The organism is Streptomyces sp. NPDC002868, from assembly GCF_055563295.1.
In genome coordinates this window covers 1-15,099 of record NZ_JBVHDR010000011.1, presented here as the reverse complement: position 1 = coordinate 15,099, position 15,099 = coordinate 1, and the positions used below count along the sequence as shown (strand labels likewise).

Sequence of the window (15,099 nt, the reverse complement as noted above, 5' to 3'; positions counted from 1 at the left end):
ATGACGATTGACGGCTGACAAATTTTGAAATCTGTCAGCCGTCAGTCCTGCCCGTACCGCGGATCCACCGACTCCGGCGCCAGCCCCAGCAGCTCCGCGACCTGCTCCACGACCACCTCGTGCACCAGCAGCGCCCGCTCGTCGCGATTCTTCGTGCGGATCTCGACGGGTCGCCGGTAAACCACGATCTGGGCCGGCTGTCCCTTGTTCGCCGGAACCGAGCTGCCCAGCGGCACCGACCCCTCCGGCGCGCCCGGCACGTCCAGTACCAGGAAATCCACGTCGGCCAGCTGCGGCCAGCGTCGTTCCAGCCGTTCCACCGAGTCCTGCACGAGGTCCCGGAAGGACTCGGCCCGGCTCGCGGCGAGGGGTACCTGGGGCGGGGCGACGGGCCCGCGCATGCCGCGGCCGTGGCGGTCGCGACGGCGCGGCCGTGGCTCGGTCGGGCGGGGAGGTACGGGACTGTCCATCACTGACGCAGAGTAGCTCTCCCCGGCGCGCGGCGATCGAGTGTGCGCGCCGGGCGGGAAGCTTGTCGCTAATTGAACATTCCGGCCAAGCTTGGGCCCGATTGCATGCCTCCCCGCGATCGCCGATCTCATCGTGATTGACCTCATTTACACCAAGTCATGACCGGACCACGGGCGGTCGTCGACCGCGCGCTTCTCTTTCCGTGCAGGTCAGGGCAGTTGCTGAGGGAGTCGCCACGGACGATGTCACAGCACGACACGGTGGAGTGACCTGGTGGAGAGTCGTCGCAGCCCGCTCAAGAGTGCGGTACCGTCCAACGTCGTGAGCCCTGTACGTCGCTGTTCGCGCACCGCGTGCGGCCGCCCTGCCGTCGCGACACTGACGTACGTCTATGCCGACTCGACTGCGGTCCTCGGCCCGCTCGCCACCTATGCCGAGCCCCATTGCTATGACCTGTGCGCCGAGCACAGTGAGCGCCTGACCGCCCCGCGCGGCTGGGAGGTCGTCCGGCTCACCGACGGCTCCGCCCCGCCCCGGCACAGCGGTGATGATCTCGAGGCGCTCGCCAATGCCGTACGGGAAGCGGCCCGCCCTCAGGGGCGTGCGGCCGAGGCCGGTGCGCAGAACGGCCGGCGGGCGGCGGACCCGATGGAGGTCGCACGCCGCGGCCATCTGCGGGTGCTGCGTTCCCCGGACTCCTGAGCCCCTCGCGCCACCTCGGTGCCCCTCGCGCCACCTCGGGCCCATCACTCACTCACTGAATCCCGTACTTGAATCCTGTACGGACCATTGGCCTCCGCTTGTCGCGGACACGACCATTCCTCCACTCGTGAGAATCCGCTTTCCGCATCACGGAATCCGGAGGTAGGTCTGTCGCGTTCGTGCAGCGACTGGAACCAGTCGCCGCCTCACTCGCTCTGTCCGCCTTAGTCGCCGCGTTTCCGCTGGTCACCGTTCTGGTGCTGCTCGGCGCCGTACAGATGAGAGCCCACCGCGCCGGGCTCGCCGGATTCGGCGCGCCGGTCGCGATCTGTTCGGTGATGCTCGTCGCTCTCGGCTTCGACCCGGTCAAGGCGGCGGTGATCGCCCTCGTCGCCAACACCGCGCCCGTCGCCTTCGTCACCATGGGCGCCCCCGCGGTGACGCTCGCGCAGGTCACCGGCCTGCCGCTGGACTCGGTCGCCTCGGTGGTCGGCCGGCAGACTCCGCTGCTCGCCCTCGTCGTACCGCTCGTACTGGTCTGGCTCGTCGACGGGCGGCAAGGTCTGCGCGAGACCTGGGCGCCTGCGCTGGCATGCGGATTCGCCTTCGCAGCTGCCCAGTTCGCGGCGGCCAACTATGTCTCGGCGCAACTCGCCGACATCGGAGCGGCGTTGGTGGGAGCGGCCGCGCTGGTCGCGGTGCCGGGCGCGCGCAAGCCGGCCGCGGAGGCGGTGCGGGCGGCAGTGCTGACCGGCGTACGGAGCGAGGACCTGGACCGCGAGGACCCGCGGCGCGAAGTGGTGCGCGCCTACGCTCCGTACGCCCGGCGGGGAGCGGGTCGGCGCCAATGCGTTCTCGCTGCCGCTGATCTCGACGGGCGGGACGCTGGTGCTGCTGGCGGGTGTGGTGACGGCGTTCGTGCGCGGCAGGCGAGTGGGCGGCGACAAGATGATCTCCCCGCAGAATCTGACGATCGCTTGCGCGGCGGTGGGGCTCGCGGGGAAGGAGGGCGATCTGTTGCGCAAAGCGCTGCCGTGGAGTCTGGGGCTGCTCCTGGTGGTGTGTGCCTGATTGTTACGGCACAGAGCACGGCCGTGCTGGGCTGGATGCTCCCCTGGTTTGTGCGGGTACTTTGTGGTGACCGCAGAGATTCCTGGAGGGGTGGCCCGTGACTGCTGATCTGTCGCAGATCGTGAAGGCGTACGACGTTCGCGGGGTGGTGCCGGATCAGTGGGACGAGTCACTGGCCGAGCTGTTCGGCGCAGCGTTCGTCCAGGTGACGGGCGCGGATGCGATTGTCGTCGGCCATGACATGCGGCCGTCGTCGCCGGGGCTCTCGGGGGCGTTCGCGCGGGGGGCCGCGGCCCGGGGCGCGGATGTCACGTTGATCGGGCTGTGCTCGACGGACCAGCTGTACTTCGCGTCGGGGGTGCTGGACCTGCCGGGTGCGATGTTCACCGCGTCGCACAACCCGGCGCAGTACAACGGCATCAAGATGTGCCGGGCGGGCGCGGCGCCGGTGGGCCAGGACACGGGTCTGGCGGACATCCGCGCGCTGGCCGAGTCCTGGTCCGAACAGGGCGCCCCGGAGCCCGCGGCCGATCGAGGCAAGGTGACGCAGCGGGACACGCTCACCGACTACGCGGCCCATCTGCTGTCGCTGGTGGACCTGTCGTCGATGCGTCCGCTGAAGGTGGTCGTGGACGCGGGCAACGGGATGGGCGGCCACACGGTCCCGACGGTTTTCGAGTCCCTGCCCGTCACTCTCGTACCGATGTACTTCGAGCTGGACGGCACCTTCCCCAACCACGAGGCGAACCCGCTGGACCCGGCGAACATCGTCGACCTCCAGGCCCGCGTTCTCTCCGAGGGCGCGGACCTGGGCCTGGCCTTCGACGGGGACGCGGACCGCTGCTTCGTGGTGGACGAGCGGGGCCAGGGCATCTCGCCGTCGGCGATCACGGCACTGGTCGCGGCGCGCGAGCTGGCGAAGCACCCCGGCGGGACGGTGATCCACAACCTGATCACGTCGTGGTCGGTCCCGGAAGTGGTCCGCGAGCACGGCGGGACCCCGGTCCGTACCCGGGTCGGCCACTCCTTCATCAAGCAGGAGATGGCCAGTACGGGAGCGATCTTCGGCGGCGAGCACTCGGCGCACTACTACTTCCGCGACTTCTGGAACGCGGACACGGGCATGCTGGCGGCCCTCCACGTCCTTGCGGCGCTGGGCTCGCAGGAGGGCCCGCTGTCCGGGCTGGTCGCGCAGTACGACCGCTACAGCGGCTCGGGCGAGATCAACTCCACGGTCGACGACCAGGCGGCCCGCACGGCGGCGGTGAAGGCGGCGTACGCGTCCCGCGAGGACGTCACGATCGACGAACTCGACGGCCTGACGGTGTCGACGAAGGACTGGTGGTTCAACCTCCGCCCGTCGAACACGGAGCCGCTGCTGCGCCTGAACGTGGAGGCGCGTGACGAGCAGACGATGGCAAAGGTGAGGGACGAGGTGCTGGGACTGGTCCGGGGGGCGTGAAGCCCGGACCAGGGGCGCGGGGCGCGGCCGGGCTGCTACGTATGGGGAACAGCCCCCGCACCGGCCGGGCGGGAACGAAGGAACAGCCCCGTACCGGCCGGGCGGGAACGGGGAACAGCCCCCGTACCGGCCGGGCTGGTACGTACGGGCACCAGCCCGTACCGGCCGGACGGGCACGGGGAACAGCCGCCCGTACCCCCAGAACGCGCCGCCCCCCGCCCCCCAGCGGTACGCTGACGTCGCTCGATCCGGATCACCGCGACCGCATGTGCGACATGCGGAATGCCCGAAAGGACACCCCACACATGCCGCTCGAAGCCGGCCTCCTGGAGATCCTCGCCTGTCCGGCCTGCCACGCCCCCCTCAGCGACCGCACGGCAGCCGACACCCCCGAGCTGATCTGCACCGGCAAGGACTGCGGCCTGGCCTACCCCGTACGGGACGGAATCCCCGTCCTCCTCGTGGACGAGGCACGCCGCCCCGCCTGACCCACCACCGCACGGCGATCGGAGGCCCACCCCCATGCTCGACGAGTCGCTCCTCGACGAACCGGAAGCCCTGGCCCGCGCCGATCGCCGAGGACTGCTCCGAGGCGCCGCCGAGGCCGGGGCGCGCCTACGCACCGCCGCCCGGCACGCCGCCGAGGCCGGTGTCGCCGAGCTCACCCCCGAGGGCCGCCCCCGCGCCGTCCTCCTCGCGGGCTCCGGCACCGCCGCCACCGGCGTCGCCGACCTCATCGGCGCCCTTGCCGGAGCCTCCGCCCCTGTCACCCGGCTCCACCCCACCGGCGTAGCCCCCGCCGCCGGCGCGCTGCGCTGGGCGCTCCCCGGCTGGGCGGGCTCCGTGGACCTTCTCCTTGTCGCGACCACCGACGGCAGCGAACCCGGCCTCGCCCTCCTCGCCGAGCAGGCGTACCGCCGCGGTTGCAGCGTCGTCGCCGTCGCCCCCGAGCGCTCCCCGCTCTCCGAGGCCGTCGACGGCACGCACGGCCTGGTGGTCCCCATGGCCACCGCCCCGCACGAGACGTACGAGGAGATCCAGACCGCGAGCCCCGGCGAGCTGTGGGCCCTGTTCACCCCCCTCCTGGTCCTCCTCGACCGTGTCGGCCTGCTGGAAGCGCCCCCGGAGACCCTCGCCAAGGTCGCCGACCGCCTCGACCACACCGCCGAACGGTGCGGCCCGGCCATCGCGACGTACAGCAACCCGGCCAAGACGCTCGCCGCCGAGCTCGCCGACAGCCTTCCGCTCATCTGGACAGAGGGCGCGGGCGCCGCCCCGGCAGGCCGCCGTTTCGCCGCCGTACTGGCAGAGCTGGCAGGCCGCCCCGCCCTCGCCGCGGAACTCCCCGAGGCGCTCCCCGCCCACGGTGTGCTGCTCGCCGGCGACTTCGCGGGCGGCGCCGACCCGGAGGACTTCTTCCGCGACCGTGTCGAGGAGCAGCAGGCGCTGCGGGCCCGTGTCGTACTGCTGCGCGACCGCCCCGTCGGCGGCCTGAGCGCCGCGCCCGCCGCCCGGGAACTGGCGCTCAGCCACGACACCGCGATCAGCGAGCTCGAACCGGAGGAGGGCACCGATCTCGAGTCGATCGCCGAACTCCTCGCCGTCACCGACTTCGCCGCCGTCTACCTGGCCCTGGCGGCCTCCCACACCCCCAAGTAACGACGCCTCCCGCAAGCACCAGGAAGACAGGAAGAACCGGGAAGACCATGGATCGCCTCTCCAACACCGTGCGCCCCTACGCCTGGGGCTCCACGACCGCCATCCCGGAACTGCTCGGCATCGCCCCCACCGGCGAGCCCCAGGCCGAGATGTGGATGGGCGCCCACCCGGGAGCGCCCTCCCGCGTCACCCGTGACACGGCCGAGCAGCCGCTCTCGGGGGTGATCGCCGCCGAGCAGCCGCTCTCCGACGTGATTGCCGCCGACCCGGTACGCGAACTGGGCCCAGCGGCCGTCGAGAAGTTCGGCCCGCGCCTCCCCTTCCTCCTCAAGCTCCTCGCGGCCGGCGCCCCCCTCTCCCTCCAGGTCCACCCGAACCTCTCGCAGGCGAAGGAGGGTTACGCAGCCGAGGAGAGCGCGGGCGTCCCGATAGATGCCCCGCACCGCAACTACAAGGACGCCAACCACAAGCCGGAACTGCTCTGCGCGCTCACGCCCTTCGACGGCCTGTGCGGATTCCGTACGCCCCTCGAAGCCGCTGATCTCCTCGCCGGACTCGACGTGGACTCCCTCAAGCCGTACGTCGACCTCCTGCACGCCCACCCGGAGGAGGCCGCGCTCCGCGAGGTCCTGACCGCGGTGCTGACCGCCGACCCCGACGAGATGACGGTCACCGTCGCGGAGGCCGCGGCCGCCGCGGAACGGCTTGGCGGCGCCTACACCCCGTACGCCTCGATCGCGCACCACTATCCCGGCGACCCCGGCGTCATCGCCGCCATGCTGCTCAACTACGTCCAACTCCAGCCAGGCGAGGCCCTGTTCCTCGGCGCCGGCGTCCCGCACGCCTATCTCAACGGCCTCGGCGTGGAGATCATGGCCAACTCCGACAACGTGCTGCGCTGCGGACTGACCCCCAAGCATGTGGACGTCCCGGAACTGCTGCGTATCGTCCGCTTCGAGGCGAGCGACCCCGGCGTCCTGCGCCCCGAGGCCTCGCCCTCGGGCGAAGAGGTCTACGACACTCCGATCGACGAATTCCGTCTCTCGCGATACGTCCTCGCGCCGGACGCGACGCCCCGCGACCTCACCGCACCCACCCCGCAGATCCTGCTCTGCACGGCGGGCAGCGTGACGGCCGGCGATCTGACGCTCGCCCCGGGCGAGTCGGCGTTCGTGCCAGCGGGGGACAAGACGGAGATCTCGGGCACTGGCGGCGGCGCGGGCACGGTCTTCCGCGCCACTGTGGTGGCCTGACGCGGCGCCATCTTGAGGGGCTGCAACAATGGCGCATCGCAAAGACCGGGCAAAGTCCGGGCGGCGACCCACGCAGGCACGAAGGGATATCCGGCACATGAGCGCGTCAGGCGGAACCAAGGCGATCGTGGCGGCACTCGCCGCCAACCTCGCAATCGCGGTAGCGAAGTTCGTTGCGTTCCTGTTCAGCGGCTCGTCGTCGATGCTCGCTGAGAGCGTCCACTCGGTCGCGGACTCCGGCAACCAGGGTCTGCTGCTCCTCGGCGGCAAGAAGGCCAAGCGCGAGGCGACCCCGCAGCACCCCTTCGGCTACGGCCGTGAGCGCTACATCTACGCCTTCCTCGTCTCCATCGTGCTCTTCTCGGTCGGCGGCATGTTCGCCATCTACGAGGGCTACGAGAAGATCAAGCACCCGCACGAGATCGAGGCCTGGTACTGGCCGGTCGGCGTCCTCGTCTTCGCGATCATCGCCGAGACGTTCTCCTTCCGTACGGCGATCAGGGAGTCCAACGAGACGCGCGGCAAGAAGTCGTGGACGGAGTTCGTGCGCCACGCCAAGGCCCCCGAGCTGCCGGTCGTGCTCCTCGAAGACCTTGGCGCGCTCGTCGGTCTGGTCCTGGCGCTCGGCGGCGTGAGCCTGGCCCTGGTCACGGGCAACGGCGTGTGGGACGGCATCGGCACGCTCTGCATCGGCGTCCTGCTCATCGTGATCGCACTCGTCCTGGCGGCCGAGACGAAGTCGCTGCTGCTGGGCGAGGCCGCGGGTATCGACGACATCGAGAAGATCAAGGCAGCGGCGGTGGACGGTGAAACGGTCACCGGCATCATCCACATGCGTACGCTCCACCTCGGCCCGGAGGAACTGCTGGTCGCGGCCAAGGTCGCCGTCCAGCACGACGACACGGCCGCGGAGGTCGCGGCCGCGATCAACGCGGCGGAGGAGCGCATCCGCGCCGCGGTCCCGATCGCACGCGTGATCTACCTGGAGCCGGACATCTACAGCGAGTCGGCGGCAGCGGCGGGCGTCAACCCGGCGAAGTCCCCGGGCGGCCCGGGCCCGGACGTCGCCCACTGAGCTGCGTACGACTGAGCTGAGTACGACGAGACGGCCCCCCGCCCACACGGGCGGGGGGCCGTCTCGTCGTATCCGTACGCGCTACTGGATCTCACGCAGCACGTCGAGGACCGCCGCCTCGTCGGGCGCGGCCGACAGCCGGTCCCGGAAGCCGGTGTCCATGAGCTTGCGGGACAGCATCGCCAGGATCCGCAGGTGCTCATCCCCGGCGGCTGCCTCAGGCACCGTGATCATGAAGATCAACTTGGCCTTCGTGCCGTCGAGCGAACCCCACTCGACGCCCTCCGCCGACCGCGCGAATCCGACGATCGGCGCGGTGACCGCATCGGTCTTGGCGTGCGGGATGGCGATCTCCTCGCCGAGCCCGGTCGTGCCCTGCTCCTCGCGGGCGAACGCGGCCGCCACGAGCGAGTCGGGATCGGCGACCTTGCCGGTGGTGGCGAGCATCGCGGCCATCTCGCGGATGGCGGCGTCCTTGCTGTCGGCGGCCAGCTGAACCTTCACGGTCTGCGCGGTCAGATACCCGGACAGCACCTGGTCCTCGGACGGTTCGGCTGCGGCGGGCGGGGGAGTGAGCGACTTCTCCGTACGTACGCCTCCGGGGCCCGAGAGCTCCGTACCGACACCCGTACCGGCACCGACCCCGGCGAGTACCGGTTCCGGCGCCACCCCCAAGCCAACACCGGCACCCGCGCCGGCAGGCACGAGGGCACCCGCCCCCGCAGCGCCACGGTTCTTCCGCTCCTTGATGTCGATCAGCGCATTCGTGGTGATCGCGGTGACGACGGTGCCGATGGCGACGGCCAGGAAGAACATCGGCACCCCACCGACCGCGCCGAGCACGGCCACAATCGGGCCACCGTGCGGAACCGCGTCCTTCACACTGGCCAGACCGGCGATCCCACCGGCCACCGCACCACCGAGCATGTTCGCCGGAATGACCTGGGCGGGCCTTGCCGCCGCGAAGGGGATCGCACCCTCGGAGATGCCGAACATGCCCATGAAGATCGCGGCCATGCCGGTCTCCCGCTCCTGCTCCGAGTAGAGCCGCCGCCGGATCAGCGTGGCGAGTCCCTGCCCCAGAGGCATGACCGGAATCGCAGCCGCGCACATACCCATGACGGTCTGGTTGCCGGTCGCGATGAGCCCGGCGCCGAACAGGAACGCGGTCTTGTTGACCGGCCCGCCCATGTCGAACGCGATCATGAGCCCCAGAATCGCGCCCAGCAGAATCGCACTGGTCCCGGTCATGCCGCTGAGCCAGTCGGTGAGATGCGTGAAGACCCACGAGATCGGCCTGCCGATGACGTAGATGAAGAACAGCCCCAGCGCCGTCGTCGCGACGATCGGGATCACGATGATCGGCATGATCGGCCGTGCGAAGTTGGGGACCTTGACCTTCTTGATCCACAGCACCAGATATCCGGCCAGGAAGCCGGTGACGATCGCGCCGATGAAGCCCGCGCCGGCCTTCGAGTCGTACAGCTCACCGGTGTTGGCTATCCAGCCGCCGATCATGCCCGGCACGAGCGCGGGCCGGTCGCCGATCGCGTAGGCGATGTAGCCGGACAGGATGGGGATCATCAGCGTGAAGCCGATGACGCCGATGGCGTTGACGTGAGCCCAGAAGGTCCCCTCCGGGATGATGTAGCCCTTTGAGGTCGCGTCGCCGCCCAGTGCCAGCGAGATGGCGATGAGCAACCCGCCCACCACCACGAACGGGATCATGTACGAGACACCGTTCATCAGTGCCTTGTACGCGGCGCTGCGCTCCTTACCACCACCGCCCGAGCCGCCCGAGCCGGTCGGCAGCGTGGCGCCCCCGCCTCCGCTGCCCGCCCCGTGCACCGGCGCGTTCTGCACGCGCTCGATCAGGCGCTCGGGGTGGTGAATGCCCTCGGCGACACCGACGACCAGCACCTTCTTGCCCACGAACCGACTGCAGTCGACGTCCTTGTCGGCGGCGATGATGACGCCGTCCGCGTCATTGACATCGTTGTCAGTCAAGACATTCTCGGCCCCGATGGAGCCCTGCGTCTCCACCTTCATCTCGATGCCGAGCGCGTCTGCGGCCTGCGCCAGCTTCTCCGCGGCCATATATGTGTGGGCGATGCCTGTGGGACAGGCGGTCACCGCAATCAGCTTCAATGTCCGCTGCTCGCTCGCCGGACTGGTCACGTGGTTCTCCTTACACTTCGTGGCGCAGATCGTGCGGATGTCCCCGATCCGCAGAGCATCGTGCACCAGACAAGCGCGCCACAAAAGCCCCGCGGCCCTACTTGTCACGGCCGACGGACCCTGAATGTGGCCGGAACCCGGCCGTGGGCGGGCTGGGGCCCACTGCGCCGATCGGTGTAGATTCGTGACCAGAGTCAGACGTCGCTGCTGATGGCGGTCGGGCGGTCCCGTTGTGCGGACCGGCCGAGGGAGAGAGGGCCTCCGACGGACTGCACTGCGAGGGCCCGGGCATTGGTATGCCTATGGCCGCCGCAGAGTCAGCCGTACCCACCCTCGACCCAACCACGAGGAGCAGCTCGCATGACGACTGTCGCCACCGGCCAGGACTTCAAGGTCGCCGACCTTTCCCTCGCCGCCTTCGGCCGCAAGGAGATCACTCTCGCCGAGCATGAGATGCCCGGTCTGATGTCGATCCGTAAGGAGTACGCCGCCACGCAGCCGCTGGCCGGCGCGCGTATCACCGGCTCGCTGCACATGACCGTGCAGACCGCCGTACTGATCGAGACGCTGGTCGCGCTGGGCGCCGAGGTGCGCTGGGCGTCCTGCAACATCTTCTCCACCCAGGACCACGCGGCCGCGGCGATCGCGGTCGGCCCGAACGGCACCCCGGAGGCGCCTCAGGGTGTGCCGGTCTTCGCCTGGAAGGGCGAGACGCTGGAGGAGTACTGGTGGTGCACGGAGCAGGCGCTGACCTGGCCGAACACCCCCACCGGCGGCCCGAACATGATCCTCGACGACGGCGGCGACGCCACGCTCCTGGTGCACAAGGGCGTGGAGTTCGAGAAGGCCGGGTCGGCCCCGGACCCGTCGACGGCGGACAGCGAGGAGTACGGGTACATCCTGACCCTGCTCAACCGCACCCTTGGCGAGTCCCCGCAGAAGTGGACGCAGCTGGCTTCGGAGATCCGCGGCGTCACTGAGGAGACCACGACCGGTGTGCACCGGCTGTACGAGATGCACCGCGACGGCACCCTCCTGTTCCCGGCGATCAACGTCAACGACGCTGTGACCAAGTCGAAGTTCGACAACAAGTACGGCTGCCGGCACTCGTTGATCGACGGCATCAACCGTGCCACCGATGTGCTGATCGGCGGCAAGACGGCGGTCGTGTTCGGTTACGGGGATGTGGGCAAGGGCTGCGCGGAGTCCCTGCGCGGGCAGGGCGCCCGGGTGATCGTCACGGAGATCGACCCGATCTGCGCGCTGCAGGCGGCCATGGACGGCTACCAGGTCGCCACGCTGGACGAGGTCGTCGACAAGGCCGACATCTTCGTCACGACCACGGGCAACAAGGACATCATCATGGCCGCGGACATGGCCAAGATGAAGCACCAGGCGATCGTGGGCAACATCGGCCACTTCGACAACGAGATCGACATGGCCGGCCTGGCGCAGATCCCGGGCATCGTCAAGGACGAGGTCAAGCCCCAGGTCCACACCTGGACCTTCCCCGACGGCAAGGTCCTGATCGTGCTCTCCGAGGGCCGTCTGCTGAACCTGGGCAACGCGACCGGTCACCCCTCGTTCGTGATGTCCAACAGCTTCGCGGACCAGACGCTGGCCCAGATCGAGCTGTTCACCAAGCCCGAGGAGTACCCGACCGACGTCTACGTGCTGCCCAAGCACCTGGACGAGAAGGTCGCCCGGCTCCACCTGGACGCGCTCGGCGTGAAGCTGACGACCCTGCGCCCGGAGCAGGCCGCCTACATCGGCGTCGAGGTCGAAGGCCCGTACAAGTCCGACCACTACCGCTACTGATCGGCTACTGACACACCCTCAGCAGCAGGTACCAGCGGTACCAGGCAGGCCCCCGCACCCCCGTGTCGGGGGCCTGCCCCGTACCGTCCCCGAACGGCTCCGGCTCCGGTTCCACATCCAGAGCCTCACCGCACAAGGACACCTACGCCCCCATGCCCCGCGGCCGCTATTCGCTCCACGATCCGCACGATCACACCCCCCTCGGCGAAGAACACTTCCAGTGCGCCCCCGGCCCCTCCGGCTGGCGTTACGTCTCCCAGATCACCACCCCCTCCGGCGACCACGCCGGCTCCGTCGACCTCGCCCTCGACGAACTCGGCCGTCCCATCCGTCTCGAACTCCACGCCGCGAGCTGGCAGGTCCGCGGTGCCGCCCTCGACGGCGTCACCTGGGTCCGCACCGACCCCACCGGCACTCATGCCACCGAAGGCAATGTCCGCGCCCACGCCTTCACCGGCACATCCCCTGCTTTCCTCGTCGCCACCGCACGTCTCCTACGCCTCACCCCCGGCTCCCCCGCGACGCGCGTCCGCCTCGTCGCCTTCACGGATCCTGTCCTCGCCCCTCGCACTCTCGACCAGTCCTGGGCCCTGATGAAGAGTGAAGCGCATGCCACTGACAATGGCCCCCTGACAGTGGACGAATACCAGGTCAGCGCCCTGGACACGGGTGAGCAGCACATCGTTCACATCGTCGGCGACGTGGTCCTCGCGGCCCCCGGCATCGAACTGGAAGACCTCGAGACCCCGCCCTCGGTCTTCCCCTGACTTCTCCCGGTGGCTTCTGCCGGCGACCGGCCTACGCAGGCGGTGCGAATCCGGTGGTGGGAGGCGCGTCGGCCACGGCCTCGGAGGCGGGCTTCGACACCGGCTCGGCCCCTGTTGCCACCCCGAGCGGCACATCTGCTCCACGAGCACCGTCGGCCCCTGCAGCCTCAACCGCATCGGCGATCACCGGTCCCGCGGCACCCGGGCGCGCGTCTACCGGTCCTGCGTCAACCGGTCCTGCGTCCATCGGTCCCGCAGCGCCTGCGCCCACCGCGCCCACGGCTGCTGCACCACCGCCCCCTGCCATTGCGGCTGCCCTCGCCTCGGCTCCGAAGGCCCGACGGGCGTCACGTGCCTGCCGCTCATTCACCACGGCTGCCAAATACGCGGCCGACGGCACTCCTTCCGGCGCGGGAGCCCCCGTGCACGCCGCCAGATCACCGGCCAGCCGCCCCGCCATGGACCAGCTCACCGCCGGGTCCAGCTGCCTCATCCGCGTCAGGTACTGACGTATCGCAAGCCAAAGATCGTCCGGCACCCCCGACAGATCGAGCTCGGCGAACCGCCCGACGAGCCACGGCGGCGGAGGCGGCACCACCGTTCCCCGCGCGGCCGGCATCCGTTCCCGCACCACCAGCGTCCCCGCGAACACGTCCCCTATCCGCCGCCCCCGCGCCGACACCAGGGAAGCGATACAGGCGATGACCCCGAACGACATCAGGATCTCCACCACGCCCATCGCTCCACGCACCAGCGCATGCCGGAACCGGATCGGCCCACCGTCGTCCCGCACCACCCGCAGCCCACAGGCGAGCTTCCCGAGTGAGCGCCCATGGCTGAGGGTCTCCACGGCTATCGGCGCGCCCACCAGGACCAGCAGAAACGTCGCGATCGAAACCGCCATGACTGCCGCCTCGTCCAGCGAGGCAGTCGCCAACGCGAGCCCGATCGATATCAGGAGATACACGGTCCACACGACTACTAGATCGATCACGAGGGCGAGCGCCCGGCTCGGCAGTTTCGCCGGCTGCAGCCCTAGTACAACCGCATCCCCCGTCACAAGCGCACTCACCGCTGCCCGCCTCTTTCCGTAGATCTCCACTGCCCCCTGATTCCTCAGTCTGCCAAGCTGGCCCGCAGCGCGTCGCAGTAGTGCAGTAGTGCCGCAGTAGTGCAGTAGTACGGACCGTACGCACCCAGTGCCTGGAGCAGCAGCCGACCATGGACCTCGATGTCTTCGTGACCGCCCACCGCGCCGAGTGGGACCGCCTGGACCACCTCCTGCACCGCGGACGCCACCTCACCGGCGCCGAGGCCGACGAACTCGTCGCCCTCTACCAGCGCACAGCCACACACCTCTCCCTCATCCAGTCCAGTGCCCCCGACCCGATTCTCACGGGCAAGCTCACCCAGCTCGTGGCCCGCGCCCGCTCCACCGTCACCGGCACCCGACGCGCCACCTGGCGAGACGCGGTCCGCTTCCTCACCGCAGGCTTCCCCGCTGCTGTCTACCGGTCCCGCCAGTGGTGGATACCCACCGCGGTCCTCTCCACGGTCCTCGCCGCGATCATCGGCTGGTGGATCGGCACCCACCCCGAGGTCCAGTCGGCGATCGCCGCCCCCGAAGAACTCCGCCAGCTCACCCGCCCCGGCGGTGAGTACGAGACGTATTACTCCAGCCACCCCGCGGCCTCCTTCGCCGCCCAGGTCTGGACGAACAACGCCCAGGCCGCCGCCATGTGCCTGACTCTGGGCGCGTTCCTCTGCCTCCCGGTGATCTGGATCCTCTTCCTCAATGTGCTGAACCTCGGCGTCGGCATCGGCCTGATGTCATCGGTGGGTCGCCTCGACGTTTTCCTGGGCCTTGTCCTCCCGCACGGCCTGCTCGAACTGACCGCAGTCTTCGTCGCCGCGGGCACAGGCCTCCGGCTCGGCTGGACAGTCATCGACCCAGGCCCTCAATCCCGCCGCACAGCCCTCGCTCAACAGGGCCGCGCTGCGATCGGCATGGCCATCGGCCTGGCCCTCGTCCTCTTCGTATCGGGCGTGATCGAAGGCTTTGTCACCCCCTCGGGCCTGCCGACCTGGGCGCGCATCACCATCGGCATCGTCGCTGAGCTGGCCTTTCTGGCGTACGTCTACATCCTGGGCGGCCGAGCAGCCCGAATGGGCGACATGGGCGACGTGGAGGCGACAGACCGCAGCGCCGAACTCCCGGCCGCTGCCTGATGTGCGATCGCACGCTCTGACCTGCTACTCTCCTCTTCGCCCCACGAAACCCATTGACACGGGAGCAGTGGGGAGGTAGATTCAAACGGTTGCCTCGGACTGGACAAGTGCGAGTGTGACCGTTAGTGTCTCTCTCGCTCTCGACGGGAATTGAATTTCCGCAGAGCCTCTCGATTCTTAATCCGGATCACGAAGGTCGATTAGGTCGACCGAAATGCTTCTGATAATGTCGGGTCAGCCGAAAGGCAAACAGGCCACTCCAATCGGCCACTGGATTCGAATTCCTCGCCGGAAACGGAATGGAAAAAGAGTCTGGTAGGGTTGGAAACGCAAGACCGAAGGGAAGCGCCCGGAGGGCCCCATGAAAAGGGTCTGAAGGAAGCGTCCGTTCCTTGAGAACTCAACAGCGTGCCA

General features: G+C 69.4%; 12 protein-coding genes and 1 pseudogene. 10 read left to right on the top strand and 3 right to left on the bottom strand.

The genetic code is table 11. From position 1 onward, the window contains the following. Window positions 1–41 precede the first annotated feature (41 nt). Window positions 42–470, bottom strand: coding sequence for a metallopeptidase family protein (locus tag ACZ3H8_RS28665; RefSeq protein ID WP_307665943.1), 429 nt, complete (start codon window positions 468–470; stop codon window positions 42–44). A gap of 274 nt (window positions 471–744) precedes the next feature. On the opposite strand from ACZ3H8_RS28665, the gene ACZ3H8_RS28660 reads away from it, so the two are divergent. From ACZ3H8_RS28660 to ACZ3H8_RS28630, 7 genes and pseudogenes are all read left to right on the top strand, one after another. After that, the gene (locus ACZ3H8_RS28660; protein WP_467406790.1) at window positions 745–1,173 is read left to right on the top strand and encodes a DUF3499 domain-containing protein; all 429 of its coding nucleotides are present in this window, start codon (window positions 745–747) and stop codon (window positions 1,171–1,173) included. A gap of 146 nt (window positions 1,174–1,319) precedes the next feature. Continuing rightward, window positions 1,320–2,345, top strand: a pseudogene (locus ACZ3H8_RS28655) (L-lactate permease). Continuing rightward, window positions 2,342–3,706, top strand: coding sequence for a phosphomannomutase/phosphoglucomutase (locus tag ACZ3H8_RS28650; RefSeq protein WP_467406787.1), 1,365 nt, complete (start codon window positions 2,342–2,344; stop codon window positions 3,704–3,706). Before ACZ3H8_RS28655 ends, ACZ3H8_RS28650 begins: the two are co-directional and overlap by 4 nt. 305 nt (window positions 3,707–4,011) lie before the next feature. Continuing rightward, the gene (locus ACZ3H8_RS28645; protein ID WP_307663060.1) at window positions 4,012–4,194 is read left to right on the top strand and encodes a Trm112 family protein; all 183 of its coding nucleotides are present in this window, start codon (window positions 4,012–4,014) and stop codon (window positions 4,192–4,194) included. 34 nt (window positions 4,195–4,228) lie between these two features. Beyond that, window positions 4,229–5,365, top strand: a complete 1,137-nt coding sequence (locus ACZ3H8_RS28640; RefSeq protein WP_467406785.1) for an SIS domain-containing protein — start codon at window positions 4,229–4,231, stop codon at window positions 5,363–5,365. Window positions 5,366–5,412: 47 nt separating this feature from the next. After that, complete coding sequence (manA, locus tag ACZ3H8_RS28635) at window positions 5,413–6,618, top strand: mannose-6-phosphate isomerase, class I (RefSeq protein WP_467406783.1); 1,206 nt, start codon at window positions 5,413–5,415, stop codon at window positions 6,616–6,618. 97 nt (window positions 6,619–6,715) lie between these two features. After that, window positions 6,716–7,693 carry a cation diffusion facilitator family transporter gene (locus ACZ3H8_RS28630; RefSeq protein ID WP_467406781.1) on the top strand — a complete coding sequence of 326 codons (978 nt, stop codon included), beginning with the start codon at window positions 6,716–6,718 and terminating at the stop codon, window positions 7,691–7,693. A gap of 81 nt (window positions 7,694–7,774) precedes the next feature. On the opposite strand, the gene ACZ3H8_RS28625 is transcribed toward ACZ3H8_RS28630, so the two are convergent. After that, window positions 7,775–9,871 (bottom strand): fructose-specific PTS transporter subunit EIIC, encoded by a 2,097-nt coding sequence (locus ACZ3H8_RS28625; protein WP_467406779.1) that lies wholly within the window; start codon window positions 9,869–9,871, stop codon window positions 7,775–7,777. Window positions 9,872–10,231: 360 nt separating this feature from the next. On the opposite strand from ACZ3H8_RS28625, the gene ahcY reads away from it, so the two are divergent. Both ahcY and ACZ3H8_RS28615 read left to right on the top strand, forming a co-directional pair. Further along, on the top strand, window positions 10,232–11,689 hold the full coding sequence (ahcY, locus tag ACZ3H8_RS28620) for an adenosylhomocysteinase (RefSeq protein ID WP_467406777.1): 1,458 nt from the start codon (window positions 10,232–10,234) through the stop codon (window positions 11,687–11,689). Between the two features lie 152 nt (window positions 11,690–11,841). After that, window positions 11,842–12,456 (top strand): hypothetical protein, encoded by a 615-nt coding sequence (locus ACZ3H8_RS28615; RefSeq protein WP_467406774.1) that lies wholly within the window; start codon window positions 11,842–11,844, stop codon window positions 12,454–12,456. A gap of 31 nt (window positions 12,457–12,487) precedes the next feature. Here the strand turns inward: ACZ3H8_RS28615 and ACZ3H8_RS28610 are convergent, their stop codons facing one another. After that, window positions 12,488–13,528, bottom strand: coding sequence for an RDD family protein (locus ACZ3H8_RS28610; protein ID WP_467406772.1), 1,041 nt, complete (start codon window positions 13,526–13,528; stop codon window positions 12,488–12,490). Between the two features lie 149 nt (window positions 13,529–13,677). Between ACZ3H8_RS28610 and ACZ3H8_RS28605 the strand changes: the two genes are divergently transcribed. Further along, window positions 13,678–14,685 carry a stage II sporulation protein M gene (locus tag ACZ3H8_RS28605; RefSeq protein ID WP_467406770.1) on the top strand — a complete coding sequence of 336 codons (1,008 nt, stop codon included), beginning with the start codon at window positions 13,678–13,680 and terminating at the stop codon, window positions 14,683–14,685. The last annotated feature ends 414 nt before the right edge of the window (window positions 14,686–15,099 follow it).